This window comes from Paenibacillus polymyxa, from assembly GCF_015710975.1.
Lineage (GTDB): Bacteria > Bacillota > Bacilli > Paenibacillales > Paenibacillaceae > Paenibacillus > Paenibacillus polymyxa.
This window is the reverse complement of record NZ_CP049783.1, coordinates 2,479,402-2,494,585: the sequence shown is the minus strand read 5'-3', so window position 1 is coordinate 2,494,585 and position 15,184 is coordinate 2,479,402. Positions and strand designations below refer to the sequence as shown.

At 44.9% G+C, this 15,184-nt stretch carries 8 protein-coding genes; 2 read left to right on the top strand and 6 right to left on the bottom strand.

All coding sequences use genetic code 11. The annotated features are described in order from the left end of the window. Positions 1-76: 76 nt before the first annotated feature. A complete protein-coding gene (gene uvrA / locus G7035_RS11155; RefSeq protein ID WP_019688755.1) occupies positions 77-2,938 on the bottom strand; it encodes an excinuclease ABC subunit UvrA in 2,862 nt (953 codons plus the stop codon). A gap of 169 nt (positions 2,939-3,107) precedes the next feature. Next, positions 3,108-5,099: an excinuclease ABC subunit UvrB gene (gene uvrB, locus G7035_RS11150; protein ID WP_013373322.1), complete on the bottom strand. Its 1,992-nt coding sequence runs from the start codon at positions 5,097-5,099 to the stop codon at positions 3,108-3,110. A gap of 208 nt (positions 5,100-5,307) precedes the next feature. Between uvrB and G7035_RS11145 the strand changes: the two genes are divergently transcribed. Both G7035_RS11145 and G7035_RS11140 read left to right on the top strand, forming a co-directional pair. Beyond that, complete coding sequence (locus G7035_RS11145; RefSeq protein WP_019688756.1) at positions 5,308-6,135, top strand: flagellar motor protein; 828 nt, start codon at positions 5,308-5,310, stop codon at positions 6,133-6,135. Continuing rightward, positions 6,119-6,934 carry a flagellar motor protein MotB gene (locus G7035_RS11140; RefSeq protein ID WP_013373324.1) on the top strand — a complete coding sequence of 272 codons (816 nt, stop codon included), beginning with the start codon at positions 6,119-6,121 and terminating at the stop codon, positions 6,932-6,934. Before G7035_RS11145 ends, G7035_RS11140 begins: the two co-directional genes overlap by 17 nt. A 232-nt stretch (positions 6,935-7,166) precedes the next feature. Here the strand turns inward: G7035_RS11140 and G7035_RS11135 are convergent, their stop codons facing one another. The 4 genes from G7035_RS11135 to G7035_RS11120 all read right to left on the bottom strand — a co-directional run bounded on the left by G7035_RS11135 (position 7,167) and on the right by G7035_RS11120 (position 15,025). Further along, positions 7,167-7,394 carry an aspartyl-phosphate phosphatase Spo0E family protein gene (locus G7035_RS11135; protein ID WP_019688757.1) on the bottom strand — a complete coding sequence of 76 codons (228 nt, stop codon included), beginning with the start codon at positions 7,392-7,394 and terminating at the stop codon, positions 7,167-7,169. A gap of 294 nt (positions 7,395-7,688) precedes the next feature. Next, complete coding sequence (locus tag G7035_RS11130) at positions 7,689-9,092, bottom strand: hypothetical protein (RefSeq protein WP_049789372.1); 1,404 nt, start codon at positions 9,090-9,092, stop codon at positions 7,689-7,691. A gap of 261 nt (positions 9,093-9,353) precedes the next feature. Further along, complete coding sequence (locus G7035_RS11125; RefSeq protein WP_019688759.1) at positions 9,354-10,751, bottom strand: helix-turn-helix domain-containing protein; 1,398 nt, start codon at positions 10,749-10,751, stop codon at positions 9,354-9,356. Positions 10,752-10,966: 215 nt separating this feature from the next. Then, the gene (locus G7035_RS11120; RefSeq protein WP_029515248.1) at positions 10,967-15,025 is read right to left on the bottom strand and encodes a glycosyl hydrolase; all 4,059 of its coding nucleotides are present in this window, start codon (positions 15,023-15,025) and stop codon (positions 10,967-10,969) included. Between the last annotated feature and the right edge of the window lie 159 nt (positions 15,026-15,184).

The following is a 15,184-nucleotide window of genomic DNA, read 5'->3' as shown; positions in this document are numbered from 1 at the left end:
GGAAAGCATAAATACGCTAATTCGTATTCTGCCTTCCTGCATGTGCAGGGTTTCTAAAACATACACTAAACAGTATCTATAGATCGACGGTCTGAAGCGCTTGGCTGCGCTGTGTATCCCGTTCAAGGATCGGCTTTAAGTATCGGCCTGTATAGGATTCTTCAACTTTTACGAGTTGTTCTGGTGTCCCGGTAGCCAAGATCGTTCCACCGCCGCTTCCGCCTTCAGGCCCCAGATCAATCAGGAAATCGGCTGTTTTAATTACATCTAGATTATGTTCAATAACCAGTACCGTTTCTCCCGAATCAACCAAACGATGCAGCACCGTCAATAAACGGTCAATATCGTGAACATGTAGACCCGTTGTCGGCTCATCCAAAATATAAATGGTTTTACCTGTGCTGCGACGATACAGTTCGGAAGCCAGCTTCACACGCTGTGCTTCACCACCGGACAAGGTAGTCGCTGGTTGACCCAACTTGATATACCCCAAACCTACATCCATCAGCGTCTGAATCTTGCGGTGAATCTTCGGGATATTTTCAAAAAATGCTGTTGCATCCTCTACCGTCATCTCCAGCACATCAGCAATACTCTTCCCTTTATACTTAACCTCGAGGGTCTCCCGATTATAGCGTTTGCCTTTGCACACTTCGCAGGGTACGTACACATCGGGCAGAAAGTGCATCTCAATCTTGATGATGCCGTCGCCTCTGCAAGATTCACATCGGCCTCCCTTAACGTTAAAGCTAAACCGGCCTTTCTTGTAGCCTCGAACCTTAGCCTCGTTCGTCTGCGAGAATAAATCACGGATATCATCGAACACACCGGTATAAGTCGCAGGATTGGAACGCGGTGTACGGCCGATTGGCGATTGATCGATCTCAACCACCTTTTCGATATGCTCTAGCCCGCGAATTTCTTTATGTTGACCTGGACGTACTCTCGCACGGTTCAGATCACGCGCCAGCGTTTTGTACAAAATTTCGTTGACTAGCGTCGATTTCCCAGACCCGGATACACCAGTGACAGCCGTGAAAACACCCAATGGAATTTTGACATTCACATTTTTGAGATTGTTCTCCTTGGCTCCGCGAATCTCCAGCCACTTATCTGCAGGCTTGCGCCGCTCGCTATTGACCGGAATAAACTTACGCCCGCTCAAATATTGACCGGTCAGGGAATTCGGATCTTCCATAACTTCCTGTGGGGTCCCCTGTGACATGATCATCCCGCCATGGATTCCGGCTCCTGGCCCAATGTCAATGATATAGTCTGCCGCCATCATCGTATCTTCGTCATGCTCCACCACGATCAACGTATTGCCTAGGTTCCGCATATGTTCCAAAGCACTAATCAGGCGGTCATTATCTCGCTGATGCAACCCGATACTTGGCTCGTCCAAAATATAAAGCACACCCATCAGACTGGACCCGATCTGTGTCGCCAATCGGATACGCTGTGCCTCCCCGCCGGACAATGTACCTGCCGCACGGCTTAAAGTCAGGTATTCCAAACCAACGTTAACGAGGAATCCCAGTCGGCTGTTAATTTCCTTTAAAATGAGGTTGGCAATCGACTGCTCTTTCTCACTCAGCTCCAGTGTATGGAAAAATTGAGAAGCCTCCCCGACAGACAAAGCTGTCACATAAGCGATATTACGCTCTTGAATGGTTACCGACAGGCTTTCTTTTTTCAGTCGGTGCCCCTTACAGGTGTTACATGGCTTTGCACTCATAAAGCCTTCAATAAATTCACGTATTCCCTCAGAAGCCGTATCACGGTAGCGACGCTCCAGGTTCGGGATAATGCCCTCAAAGGTCACATAGGCTTCCTTACGTTGACCAAAATCATTTTCATAGCGGAAACGGATCTTCTGGTCACCTGTTCCGTGCAAAATAAGATTCATTTGTTCTGACGTCAATTGGCTTACAGGAACGTCCTGCGGAATACCGTAGTGTTCGCATACGGACTGTAAAAATTGAGGATAATAAGTGGAAGTTCCTCCACTCCATGCCTGGAATGCCCCATCTTCTACACTTTTTTCTGGATCGGGTATGAGCAGATCAGGGTCAACCACCATTTTAACTCCTAGCCCATCACAATCTGGACAAGCACCAAACGGACTATTAAAGGAGAACATTCGGGGAGACAGCTCATCTATGCTAAAACCGCAAATCGGGCACGCAAAGTTGGAGCTAAATCGCAACTCCTCTTGCCCTATAATATCTACAAGCAACTGTCCGCCTGAAAGATTCAGTGCCGTCTCGATAGAGTCGGACAGACGCGCACGTACATCTTCCTTGACTACGATCCGGTCTACGACCACTTCAATCGAGTGCTTCTTGTTCTTCTCCAATTCAATCTTCTCGGACAATTCACGCAGTTCGCCATTCACACGTACCCGTACAAAGCCCTGCTTGGCTATATCAGTGAACAGTGTCTTATGCTCACCTTTGCGGCCGGATACCAATGGAGCCAGGATTTGTAGCCGTGTCTTTTCAGGATACTGCAAAATGCGGTCTACCATCTGTTCGACGGTCTGTGAAGTGATTTCAATGCCATGTTCAGGACAATGAGGATGACCCACTCGGGCAAATAACAACCGCAGGTAATCATAGATTTCTGTAACTGTTCCGACCGTAGAACGAGGATTCCGACTTGTCGTTTTTTGGTCAATGGAAATGGCAGGTGACAGGCCGTCAATCGAATCGACGTCCGGTTTCTCCATTTGCCCGAGGAATTGACGGGCATACGCAGATAATGATTCCACATACCGCCGCTGTCCTTCCGCATAGATCGTATCGAAAGCCAGTGATGATTTACCTGAGCCGCTAAGCCCTGTCAGGACAACGAACTTGTCCCGCGGAATCGTCACGTCAATATTTTTGAGATTATGCGCGCGTGCGCCTTTGATGATGATGCTTTCATTCGCCAAATGTTTCATCTCCTTAGCCGTAATTCACGTTATCCTATATCGCATCGGATGATCCGATGGAAGTGATATATCGCAAAGAGAACGACCACATCGGCCGTCCTCGCTATTTCTTAAAAGCAATCAAACATTTTATTATCAATATGTTGTGCTTCTAGCTTATTCCCAATGTTTAATCAGCCCGCAATTCCAGCAAAGCATCACGCAACTCGGCGGCCCGTTCGAACTGTAGATTCTTGGCCGCATCCTTCATTTCTGCTTCTAGGCGCTGAATGAGGGATTGACGCTCCTTCTTGGAAAGTTTACCCGTCTCATTAGGAAGGTAATCATTCTTGGACTCTGCCGTCTTGGTTGCTTCAATGACATCACGTATCTTTTTACGGATGGTTTGCGGGGTAATCCCATGCTCTTCATTGTATTGAATTTGAATCGCACGGCGACGTTCCGTTTCCTTAATCGCTTTATCCATAGAATCGGTAATCTTATCGCCATACATAATAACACGTCCGTCACTATTCCGCGCTGCCCGTCCGATCGTCTGAATCAGAGAGCGCTCAGAACGCAGGAAGCCTTCTTTGTCCGCATCCAAAATCGCAACCAGCGATACTTCCGGCAAATCGAGACCTTCCCGCAACAAGTTGATCCCGATCAGCACATCGAAGGTTCCCAGACGAAGATCCCGCAAAATGGCCATCCGTTCCAAAGTCTTAATCTCGGAGTGCATATACCGAACCTTGATGCCCACTTCTTTTAAGTAGTCTGTCAAATCTTCAGCCATTTTCTTCGTGAGTGTGGTGACCAGTACCCGTTCTTCACGTTCTATGCGCTGCCGTATTTCATTAATGAGATCGTCAATCTGACCTTTGCTTGGACGCACCTCAATTATAGGATCAAGGAGACCGGTAGGACGGATAATCTGCTGCACCATCGTATCGCATTTTTCCATCTCATACGGGCCTGGAGTAGCCGATACATAGATAATTTGATTCACTTTGTCCTCGAACTCTTCGAACTTCAGCGGCCGGTTATCCAAGGCAGATGGCAAACGAAAACCATGTTCAACGAGAACATTTTTACGCGCCTGGTCCCCGTTATACATCGCACGAATCTGCGGCAATGTAACATGAGATTCGTCGATGACGATCAGCATATCATCTGGAAAATAGTCCAACAGTGTATATGGTGTTGCTCCACGCTCACGGAATGTCAGTGGACCCGAGTAGTTTTCGACACCGGAACAAAAGCCAACCTCTCTCATCATCTCGATATCATAGCGGGTACGTTGCTCCAAACGTTGCGCCTCTAACAGCTTCCCTTGCTCCTTCAGCTCTGCTAAGCGCTCTTCCAGTTCACGTTCGATGTTGACCAGTGCTACCCTCATCGTATCCTCATGAGTAACGAAGTGAGATGCCGGGAAAATGGCGATATGCTCACGTTCACCGATCAATTCACCTGTAAGCACATTAATTTCGGTAATCCGTTCAATTTCATCTCCGAACAGTTCTACCCGGATCGCGTTTTCTCCATGGGAAGCCGGGAATATTTCAACAACATCCCCCCGTACACGGAAAGTACCCCGCACGAAGTTGATATCGTTCCGCTGATATTGAATATCGACCAAGCGGGACAAAATCTGATTGCGGGGTTTCTCCATGCCGACTCTAAGCGAGAGCAGCAAGCTTGAATATTCTTTCGGGGAACCCAAACCATAAATGCAAGAGACACTCGCTACAATAATAACGTCACGACGCTCAAACAGAGAGCTTGTGGCTGAGTGGCGAAGTTTATCAATCTCCTCATTGATGCTGGAATCCTTCTCAATATACGTATCGGAAGAAGGGATGTACGCTTCCGGTTGGTAGTAATCATAGTAGCTGACAAAATAATCGACTGAGTTGTTTGGAAAGAATTCTTTAAACTCACTTGCCAGTTGAGCAGCCAAAGTCTTGTTATGCGCAATAACCAGTGTAGGCCGATTCAGCTTGGCAATAGTCTGAGCGATGGTATACGTCTTACCTGTTCCCGTAGCACCCAATAGAGTTTGATGCTTCTTTCCTTCTGCAATTCCCTCTACCAATTCAAAAATGGCCTGGGGTTGATCGCCTTGAGGTTGGAATTCCGACTGAATTTCAAAAGTCTTATCGCTAACAACGATATCACTCATTGCCCTGCATCACCCTTATCGTCTAAAATGGAAACATCATGTTTTTACACCAATCGAGCTTTAACGTCTTTACCTGTAATTCTATGTCGATATTTCCCGCGCAATGATACTTGGGAAATATGGTTGAATAAGAATGTTTGTTCCCGTATTATACCTCTTTCTTACCGCGGATGCAAACGATAAGTCTTGAATAGGAGTGAATTGAATTTTGGATATCACCATCGTATTGGGCATCATCGCCGGAATCATAGCATTAATCGGTGGCTTCTTGTGGGAAGGCGGAGAATTCACAGGGCTGCTTCAAGGTACATCAGCTCTGATCGTATTCGGCGGAACTTTCGCCGCCGTTGTGATCAGCTACCCTGCCTCCAAGCTGAAGACTATACCCACCGCTCTGCGGATGGCTTTTAGTCGTGAGGACAATCCAACGGAGCAATATTTAGAAGATTTGGTTTCCATGGCAGCCACCTCCCGCCGATCCGGTGTGCTTGCGCTAGAACGTATATCATCAGAGCATCCGAATGCATTTTTGCGGGAAGGTCTTCAACTAGTCATTGACGGCACTGAACAGGAACAGATCAAGCAAATTTTAGAACTAGAGTTAGATGCTATTGGGCACAAACATGAAGGGTACGCCAAAATATTTGAATCGGCAGGCGGCTATGCCCCTACGATGGGGATTATCGGTACGGTCATGGGTCTGATCCATGTACTTGGCAGCCTAACCGAGCCTACTGCGCTCGGACCGTCGATTGCTGTAGCTTTTATCGCAACATTATACGGCGTTGCTAGCGCCAATCTGATCTTTCTGCCCATCGCGTCCAAAATAAGAGCAGCCAGTGAAAGTGAAATTATTACGATGGATTTGCTGCTGCAAGGTATCCTGGCTATCCAAAACGGAGAGAACCCTAAGCTTGTACGCAAGAAGTTGGAGTTCTTTATCCGCTCAGAGCAAAATATAGATCGCAAACCGCCTCGTCGCTCACGTACAGAGAGCGCTACTCCAAAGGAGGACTTCCATGAGAGCGCGCGCTAAGCGCCGTGGGCGTCAAGGTGGCGGCGGAGACCAACGGGATCGGTGGATGATTACTTATGCCGATCTGATCACCCTGCTGCTCATTTTCTTCGTCGTGATGTATGCCATGAGCAGTCTGGATGCTAAGAAATACGACGTCGTTGTTCAATCCCTTCAGGATACGTTCCACAAGGGAGATTCTATTTTGGAGCAAGGCTCGGGCATTACGGGGACTGCCGATCGTTACACCAGCAAGAATCCACCCGCGACCAAGCAACCGGCCTCTAATAAAAAAGAAGCGGGATCAACCAAGCTCACCGAGCGTGAACAAGCATTTCGCAAGCAGGAAAAAGAGCTGCAAAACCTAATGGGTGTCATCCAGGAATATATTACGGACAACAAGCTACAAAATCAGATTTTCGTATCCGATCAACCACGTGGCATTGTCATTACGCTGAATGACCGCTTTCTATTCGACCAAGGCAGAGCGGCACTCAAGCAGGGTTCTGCAAACACGTTATCCAAATTAGCTAGTCTATTTCGAGATTTGAAAACACCGATTAGTATTGAGGGGCATACGGACAACATTCCATTCACGCGTTCCTCTAACTCATCGACCTACAAGGACAACTGGGAGCTTTCCGGCGCTCGGGCACTGTCTGTACTCCGGTTCTTTATCGACCGAGAGCAGCTATCCCCCTCAGGATTCCAGTATGCGGGTTATGCAGATACCCGTCCGGTTGGTGACAATAGCACCGAAGCAGGGCGACAAAAAAACCGCCGTGTCGAAATCACTGTGCTGCGTCAGCTCCAGCAGTAAAACCCAAAAACCTCCCGAGTCACGCCATAACGTGAATGGGGAGGTTTTTTTGAGCTGTATCCTCATGTTACATGGCTTCCGCTCTGATGTAGACGCAGAACAATAAACTGTACGAACAACGTGGATAAGGGCGGCGTACGAGATGTAATAGAGATTATTTTGTTTATGCTATATCTCACTATGTATAGAAGCCAAGGTGAAGTTAGGTTTTATCTTGTCATAATGCTTGATGTTAATAAGATAGGACGAGCTCGTGTTGCTTCTCTTGGATCTGTGAACTTTGGGGTACGCTCTGTTGTCTACGATAGCTATATTTCCAATCACTGTACTTATTAAGGAGCCGATCCAACTCCATAGACTTGGTCAACACCCGTCGATCCTTCAATCCCACCTCTTTCGCCAATTCATTTAATTCTTTTCGCTTTTCTTCGATGCACTCCTCCAATTGTTTCCATTTCACATCAATAAACCTCCTGTTCGGTGTGGTATTTACATTAGTTTACAGGCTGATACCTTCCCCACAGGTTAAAAATATAATAAAACCCATTTCATCCCTTTAACGGAATACATCAAAAAACCAGCCTTACCAAGACTGGTTTTTTGCTAAGTCCATTTACTTATAAGCTTCCCCTGATACTAACCTAGAAGTAAATATAACATGATTATAATTCAGCCACCTCTACCGTGGCTTGAAACTGTAATCTGTGAACCATTACCAATTGTAATATTATGAAAATAAGACAGATTCCCAATATTACTGACTACTATTAGAGAAAGCAAGAGTGAAAGAAAAACCTTCTTCATCTTTGCACACCCCCTTAATAATAGATTTATAAATTTCAATTTGTACTTCGTCACATAAAGCTCTAAGATTTTCGAAGAAAACCATACTCTGGGCAAAACTCTCTACATTTTTAAGAAAGAATGATGTCTGAATACATTGTAAAATAGCATTTATTGCATCCTTGTGTCTCTTATTTCGCCTATAATAAATGGCTAATTGAAAATTAAAATTATAATAGTCATCCATAAATATTACGTCTTGAGTAGTTTTGAAAGTATCAATAAACTTGATAAATTGATCTAAAATGCTGTCAACCGAGAAGAAATTTCTATTAGCCGATTCCAAAATATTCACAAGCCCTGGTAATATCTCATCATTATTGTTCTCTAATAAGTTTACATATTGAGGGAGCACAGATGTATCTCCTAACAGTAAATCAAGTGTATAAGAGTTCCCCATAGACCATACCTTAAACTTTTCCACTTCTCTTTTCCCAACGGTGTCTAAACCCTCAAACCAACTTAGATCGGCATACTCAGCAACAATTTTTTTCGCCTTCTCATAGTCGCCAATTTTTTGTAAGGCATAAGCTTTCATAAGTAATCCTTGCCCATAATATACTACTAAATGTCGTTCGGTTTTTACCGGTACATAACTCCTGTTTTTCCGAGCTCTTCTTTTATTTTCCTCTTCATATATAATTTTAGATTGCTCCCAAAGCTCATCACTGTGTGTAATTGTTTCTTGCCATTTATGTAGTGAGGAATATATATTTGTTAGGTGCAATAATCCGTCCAATTGATGACACTCTGGCAACCGAAAACGAAAAGGCTCAAATTGAATAGCTGCCTTTAGATTTATTTCAGTATTCTCACCAATTTTTGCACGAAATAATTTATAATGACTGATCGCCAAACGTTCTGAGTGCTGATATTTTTCATTTTCAATTACACACTCATAGAAAGGAATTGCCTCCTGTAGCTTTCCCCCATCATATAGCTCCTCTGCCAAAGCAAAGATCGTCGGGATGTGATTAAGATCCTCCATTAAGCGTGAGAGCACTTTCTCCACGCATTGCAGGTTTCCTACTTCAACACAGCGTATAAGGAACGGCTTAACTCTTTTCCAATGTGGTCTTCCATCATAAAAACATTCATCCACATACAGGTCATACAACCAGTCTTCGGGATAATTAAGCGCTTTAGTGATCAAGTCCATTTGTCGTACGGAGATAGGCTTAGGCGGATTTCCGTTAAGCATAGCACTAAAAATGCCCCGATTAAGACCCGTAGCTTGTCCAAAACTATTAAAAGTATAGCCACCAAGTTTTAATTCTTTCTCAATTTCCGAACGAATCGTGGTTGCATTTTCCAATAAAAACACCCCCGGCGTATTCAGATGATTTTAAAAAATCACCCTCCTCGACAATCAATTACAATATACTAGAAATTATATGAATAAATTGGATGGGGGTCAACCCTTTATTCTACACCATTTCAATATATTATGGAATTTAATGTGTATAAAAATCCTCACAGCGGATATTCACTAATTTTTTTCAAACAATTTAGTCCAATAAACTAAAAGAGCTATGTGATCTTCTGCTTTAGGTACAGAAACATAGCCCTTTTTGCTCTAAGAGGTCATTTGCCTCGTATTATATTCCACTGCTTTTATCGCTTTTTCATATTCTGTCCGTTGTTCTTCAGTCGAATGATCCTTATATTTCTCAAACAATAGCGTGATGGACTTGATATAATAAGTTTTATCATTCAACTGAGAGGATGCTTCTAAACTAATCAGCATATTGTTTATTGCCTCGGTGTAGCTTCCCTTACTAAAAAAATATCGACTAAGTTCAAGAAAAAAACGAGAATATGTCAGCAGACTGTTGTTGGTATGATAATACGATATATTTGTACGTAGCTCCCTAAATTTATTAATATCCTCGGCGAAAAGGACCAAAGTATCATCTACTGAGTAACTGTAATTATTGGCCGATTCTATAATGGTTAATAGACCTAGTAATATTTCCTGTGGATTATCCCTAATAAGTTCAACATAGGCAGGCAGACTATCTTTATCCCCCATCAGAATTTGTAGATTCAATCGATTGGCTTTCCCCCATATTTCGAATTTCTCTGCTTCTATCATTCCAACCTCATCCAGGCCTTCAATCCGAGTTAGATTTTCATAGTAAGGTATGAACTTCATAGCTGCTTCATATAGTCCTTGTTTTTCTAAGGAATTTCCCTGCATTAAATAGGCTTGACCATAATAAACGATTAGATGTCTTTCTGTATTGAGACGTGTAACTTCACGATTTTTCGCCCTTGCTTGAGCCTGGTCCCAAAAAATACCTGTGACTAATACTTCAAGTTCTTTCGCATAATGTATAGCCATGTCATAATCATAAAATTGGAAATTTGTATTGGTCAACTTCAACAAAGCGTCTAGTTGATAATTTTCGGGAAGGTTCTTTGGAAACGGTGCAAACCTTATAGCTGCTTGCCGATTATTATCCAAATCAGAATTTAGAGAATAACAAAACAGCCTATACTGGCAGATTGCCAGCCGCTCCGAATGGTAATATCTTTCGTTCTCTACCACACACTCGTAAAAAGGGACAGCTTCATTTTTCTTTCCCACTTTATGCAGTTCTTCTGCAAACTCAAATACCGTTGACACATAGGACCAGTCTTCCGTTAATCTCGACAATACCTTTTGAATACAGTCCTTCCTTCCTAAATCTACACAACGCAATAAAAAAGGCTTGATCCGTTTCCAGTGTCCTTTCCCCTCGTGAAAGCATTCATCTATGTATAACTCATACAGCCAGCCATCGGGATATCCTAGTGCCTTGGTAATCAGGTCCATCTGCCGAACCGAAATCGGCTTGGGTGGATTACTGTTCAGCATGGTGCTAAATGTACCACGGTTAATTCCAGATATTTTACTGAAGCTGCTAAATGTATAGCCTCTCTGCTTGAGTTCGGTCTCTATCGTCGAGCGGATCGTAGGTGTATGTTCCATTTCAATCCCCCTCTTAACTAAAAAATATATTTTTCGTCTTTTCTAACATTATGAGGTAATTTTAGTTCGTGATTTCTTTAATCTGAATATAAAAGTCAAACATATCCCTTCCTTCATTATCCATTTTAAAGTTATAGAGGCTCTGTACAAAAAAAATGAGCAGAGGATACAATTCCCCTGCTCATTTCAGCAATGTTTTAGATCGAACATTTATCTTAATTAGCTGTCGGCTCGGTTCCCCAAACAAGTACGCCGTTATGATACAAGGTAACTTTAGGATGATCGGCAAATGAGGTTTGCGTGCCTTTATACGAATAATCGTCACTTTCGTTATAGTTCGACCAGTCTGTCTTATGAATACGGGTTTGGATATCGCCCGTGCTTCCTCCAGGTGCTAACACGCCTGCATCCGAATTGAAACTGACTTCCAAATAATAATCGGCACCGGTTGCAGCCTTCTCCATTTTAACCAGTTTACCGTTCAGCTTTGAGCAGCTCAGCGTCGCATAGTCGCAGTTGAAAGTCTGCTCACGGTCACCGTCGATTGTGTAGTAGTAGCGAATTTTCAACTCGTTGATCGGTATGGAGGTTGTGCCTTTGTTTACAATTTGGAATTGCGGATTGAGGTGATTATCGTTCACCTTAGTATCTGCTGTGCGATATTGGAGCAGCAGTCCTGTCGTCGGCTGCTGAGTATCCGCTTTCGGCATTGCGCTAGCCGTGTTCGACAGCGTCTGTCCTGCATCGTTCTTCGCTACGACTTGGTAGTAGTACGTCGTATCTGCCGTTACAGCTGTGTCGGTGTAGCTACTGCCATATACATCACTCGCTACAGTGGCGAACGCGCCGTTTTCAGTCGTCGAACGCTTCACTTCATAGCTTTTCGCATTCGCCGATGCTGTCCAGCTTAGCGATACTTTCGCCGTTTCACCCGCAGCGTTCAGCGTGAAGCTGCCCGGTACGGACGGCTGCTCAGTAATGCCATACGTTTTTAAGTTCGTTGGGAGCTCATCCAGCGTAATGACGTTCGGATGATTATACACTTTTTTCAGATGCTCAAGGCTGTTTTGTTTGCCGTCTCTCACAAAATCTCCATACCATGTAGCGAACCAGCTCCAATGAGCTTGATACGCCTTCATCAAATCAGGGTCCGGGATCGGTCCATTTTCGCTCATGGCAACTAGCTTTTTGTCCTTGCCCAATGCAACAAGGTCTTCGTATTTTGAAATTTGCGGGCTGTAATCACCTGCTTGCGGATAAGAGTCAAAGCTCAAAATATCCACATACTCGTCTCCCGGATACCAATCCGGAGCAACAGAATTCCATACCCAAATCAGATTGTTCAATTTGTGCACATTCGTCAAACGGTCGTGCATTAAAATATACAGCTTTTTAACAGGCTCAGGACCTTTGGCGCCCCACCAGAACCATTTTCCTTCCGCTTCGTGCAAAGGACGGAACAGGACAGGAACCTTCGCATCCTGCAACTTCTTCAATTGCCCTGCAATCACATCGATGTCGCGAATAAGTAATTTATAATCTTCGGACTCTGGATGATTCATCGCATATTCTATATCGAATGTGGTTGAATCGGCATAGAAGCCTCTCCACCATTCTTTTCCCTGCGTATCGATCAGACCTTTCGGTGCGTTCCAGTGCCATGCAAAGGTAACGATCCCCCCTTGCTTATCCCATGCAATCGCCTTTTCTGCCTCTGTGGAACTAAGACCGTGTTCCGCTCTGCTTGGCGAATAGTCGATCAGGTCAAGCGCTGCAATCGCCGGCTTTTTACCTACATTGGCTTGAAGCCAATCAATTTCGTTTATTTCCTCTTGACCAGAGAGCATATTCTTCCCGTATTGATCAACCAGATAGTTCATCAATGCTTTTGCTTCTACCGTCGCATTCGGATTGGTAAGCGTTTTGGTTACCGCATGAGGTGGGCGGTCAGCGGCAGGCTCCAGTCTGACGTAGTCGATATCGTACCAGCCCCAGCCTGTTTCAAAACTGATCGTATTCGCGCCTGCATTCAACAGCACCTTGCCTCCGGAAGTTTCTTTAAAATCAGCCGTTTTCTTAAGCAGCAGTTCGCCAAACGCTTTGCCGTTTAATGAGAAATTGGTGCGTTTGTCATCATGAGGAGAACGGTAGCCGATTGTAAGATTGTACAAGCCTGCCGTGGGAGCCTGAATCGTCATCGTCAGAGAATCCCCTGGATTGTGGAAATTCGTTACATAACCAGCACCGGAGTAGCCGGTCCCGCTGGATTCCACAATGGTTCCCTTCAGCGTGCCTTCTTCGGCTTCATAGCGAGCGGGACCGTTTACAGGCATCTTCGGAACCGCTTTCAAAATATTGGATTCGCTCGATCCCTTATTGGTTTTGGCGGTTACTTTGTAATAGTATGAAGTACCGTTTGTCACGTTAGTATCCGTATAAGACGTTTCGGTCAAGTTGGATGCTACAGCAGTGAAAGGGCCGTTTTCATCTGTTGCCCGCTGTACGCTGTATCCTACAACTCCGCTGGAAGCATCCCAGGATAAATGGACTTTCCCATCACCAGCCTCAGCTTTCAGCTTAAAGCTTTCAGGACCTTCCACTGGAGACGTGTCATTGCCAGTAGTCAGCACAATGTGATATGCCGTCAAAGGCGGTACGGTATAAGTAAAACGGTTGCCTGAAATTTGCGTGATTGGCGCTGCTTCTTTAATTTGCGAGCTGTTTTTATCGAACCCCCATACTTTACCGGAAATGTAAGTCTTCGCGCCGGAAAGATCAAATTGGGCGTCGAATGCGCTGTCCATGCTTTTATTCATGACAACGAGATGCAGTTCTTTGTCGGATGCATTCGTTACAGAAGCATGGACCGAGCTATTGACAATATCCGATGTTTGCGCACTAACACTGGTATCACCGAAAGTAGAGTTTTTTCCGTCATAATTGCGATAAAGCTTGTAAGCGGCACTAACGTAGTTGTTGACACCATCCTTTAGCTTCCAGTAGTTTGCCATATAAACATCATTTTTGCCCAAGATACCCAGCACATCGGTCATCGCAATCCCGCCGGAAATATCATTTTCGCCGCCATAGCTATACTCGGTCATTGCCAGCTTGGTTCCCGGATAATATTTATCCACCGACTGCTTCAATCGAGGTAGTATGGGCAAAAACTCGCTGTTCCATTGAGCGATCCAACTATCTTCCTTATAGGTCGGGTCCCACAAGGTGCGAGGTGCCTGCATTCTGGCTTTCTTCGTTTCGTCATTGCCTACCTCATTCGTAATTCGTATGCCTCCGCCCATCGCTTCGGGATACCAGTGTACGTCGAATACATCCAGCAATCTCTTGCCTTCGACTTGCGAGCTAAGGCGCATTTGATCCAGGTAATAGTCTACGAACCAGCTATAATTGCCTTTTACAGAGTCCCAATCAGGTGCAGTTTGAAGATCTTTATAGGCGCCAAATCCGTAAAGAACCGGGCCAAAAACCTCTGCCCCCGCGTCAATCGCTTTCACAGCTTTGGATAAACTGACTGACCGGTCTACCAACTCTTTCGCTCCGACTTTTTCACCATGAATGCGTGGGTGCGTATGCGACCAGAGAGCGGGTTCATTGTCGAGGGCATATCCTTTCACCCCCGCCTTTGTTGAAGCAGTGCCGTACTTGTTCACTAAAAAATGGACGAACTCATCCACATAGACCCGATTGTCATTCAGATCAGGCTGTAGTTGGAACGGTGCATTTTTGGCGTTTACGACCTGATTCCAACGAGCGGAAGGGGCCTTTTCGCTTTCCTGCACACTTCCGTTTCCATCCTTAGCCACATAACCGGCCATCGGCAACGTAACTAAAGAATAAGTGCCAAGCTTCAGCGATTGGTCATGAAACGAAGTCGTCACCGCTCCTGGCTTTTCACATTCGGCTTGTGTCAGGCCACCATTACTGCATAAATAGTTATCGCTAGATTGCTGCCAGTCACTTCCTGCATTGGACATATTGTTTTCCCAGTTGTATCCGGTCATTCGGTTGCCACCAAGTCGTCTGGCAGCCATATTTTCATCGCCTGCCAAATCCTGATTTGTACCGTATATATAAGGGCTAATAGGCTTACGATCCTTGAATGTATCTACTTTAATAGTAATAGTCTTTGCCGTTTGACCGTGAACCACAGCTGGAGCAGGTAAAGCCCCCCCTACTATCATCGTGCAGGCCATGACGACAGGCAGCCATTTGGAACGTTTGAACAAAAGATTACTACTATTTTTCGCCCTCATACCGCTTTCCTCCTTTACATTTGAAAAGAGCAGCACCCCATACGAGTGCCGCTCCATCAGGCTTTAAGGCTCCTGATTCCTAACGAGTTAATCGTTCCGGTACAGCGTCTCGAAGCTCCAGGTATTCGGTTGATTACACTCTCCTCTCCGTCCGAAATT

What these genes read in the sequence shown, in the direction of transcription:
- uvrB (WP_013373322.1), bottom strand. Translation starts at nt 5,099, where the DNA reads ATGAGTGATATCGTTGTTAGCGATAAGACTTTTGAAATTCAGTCGGAA.
- G7035_RS11125 (WP_019688759.1), bottom strand. Translation starts at nt 10,751, where the DNA reads ATGGAACATACACCTACGATCCGCTCGACGATAGAGACCGAACTCAAG.
- G7035_RS11120 (WP_029515248.1), bottom strand. Translation starts at nt 15,025, where the DNA reads ATGAGGGCGAAAAATAGTAGTAATCTTTTGTTCAAACGTTCCAAATGG.
- G7035_RS11140 (WP_013373324.1), top strand. Translation starts at nt 6,119, where the DNA reads ATGAGAGCGCGCGCTAAGCGCCGTGGGCGTCAAGGTGGCGGCGGAGAC.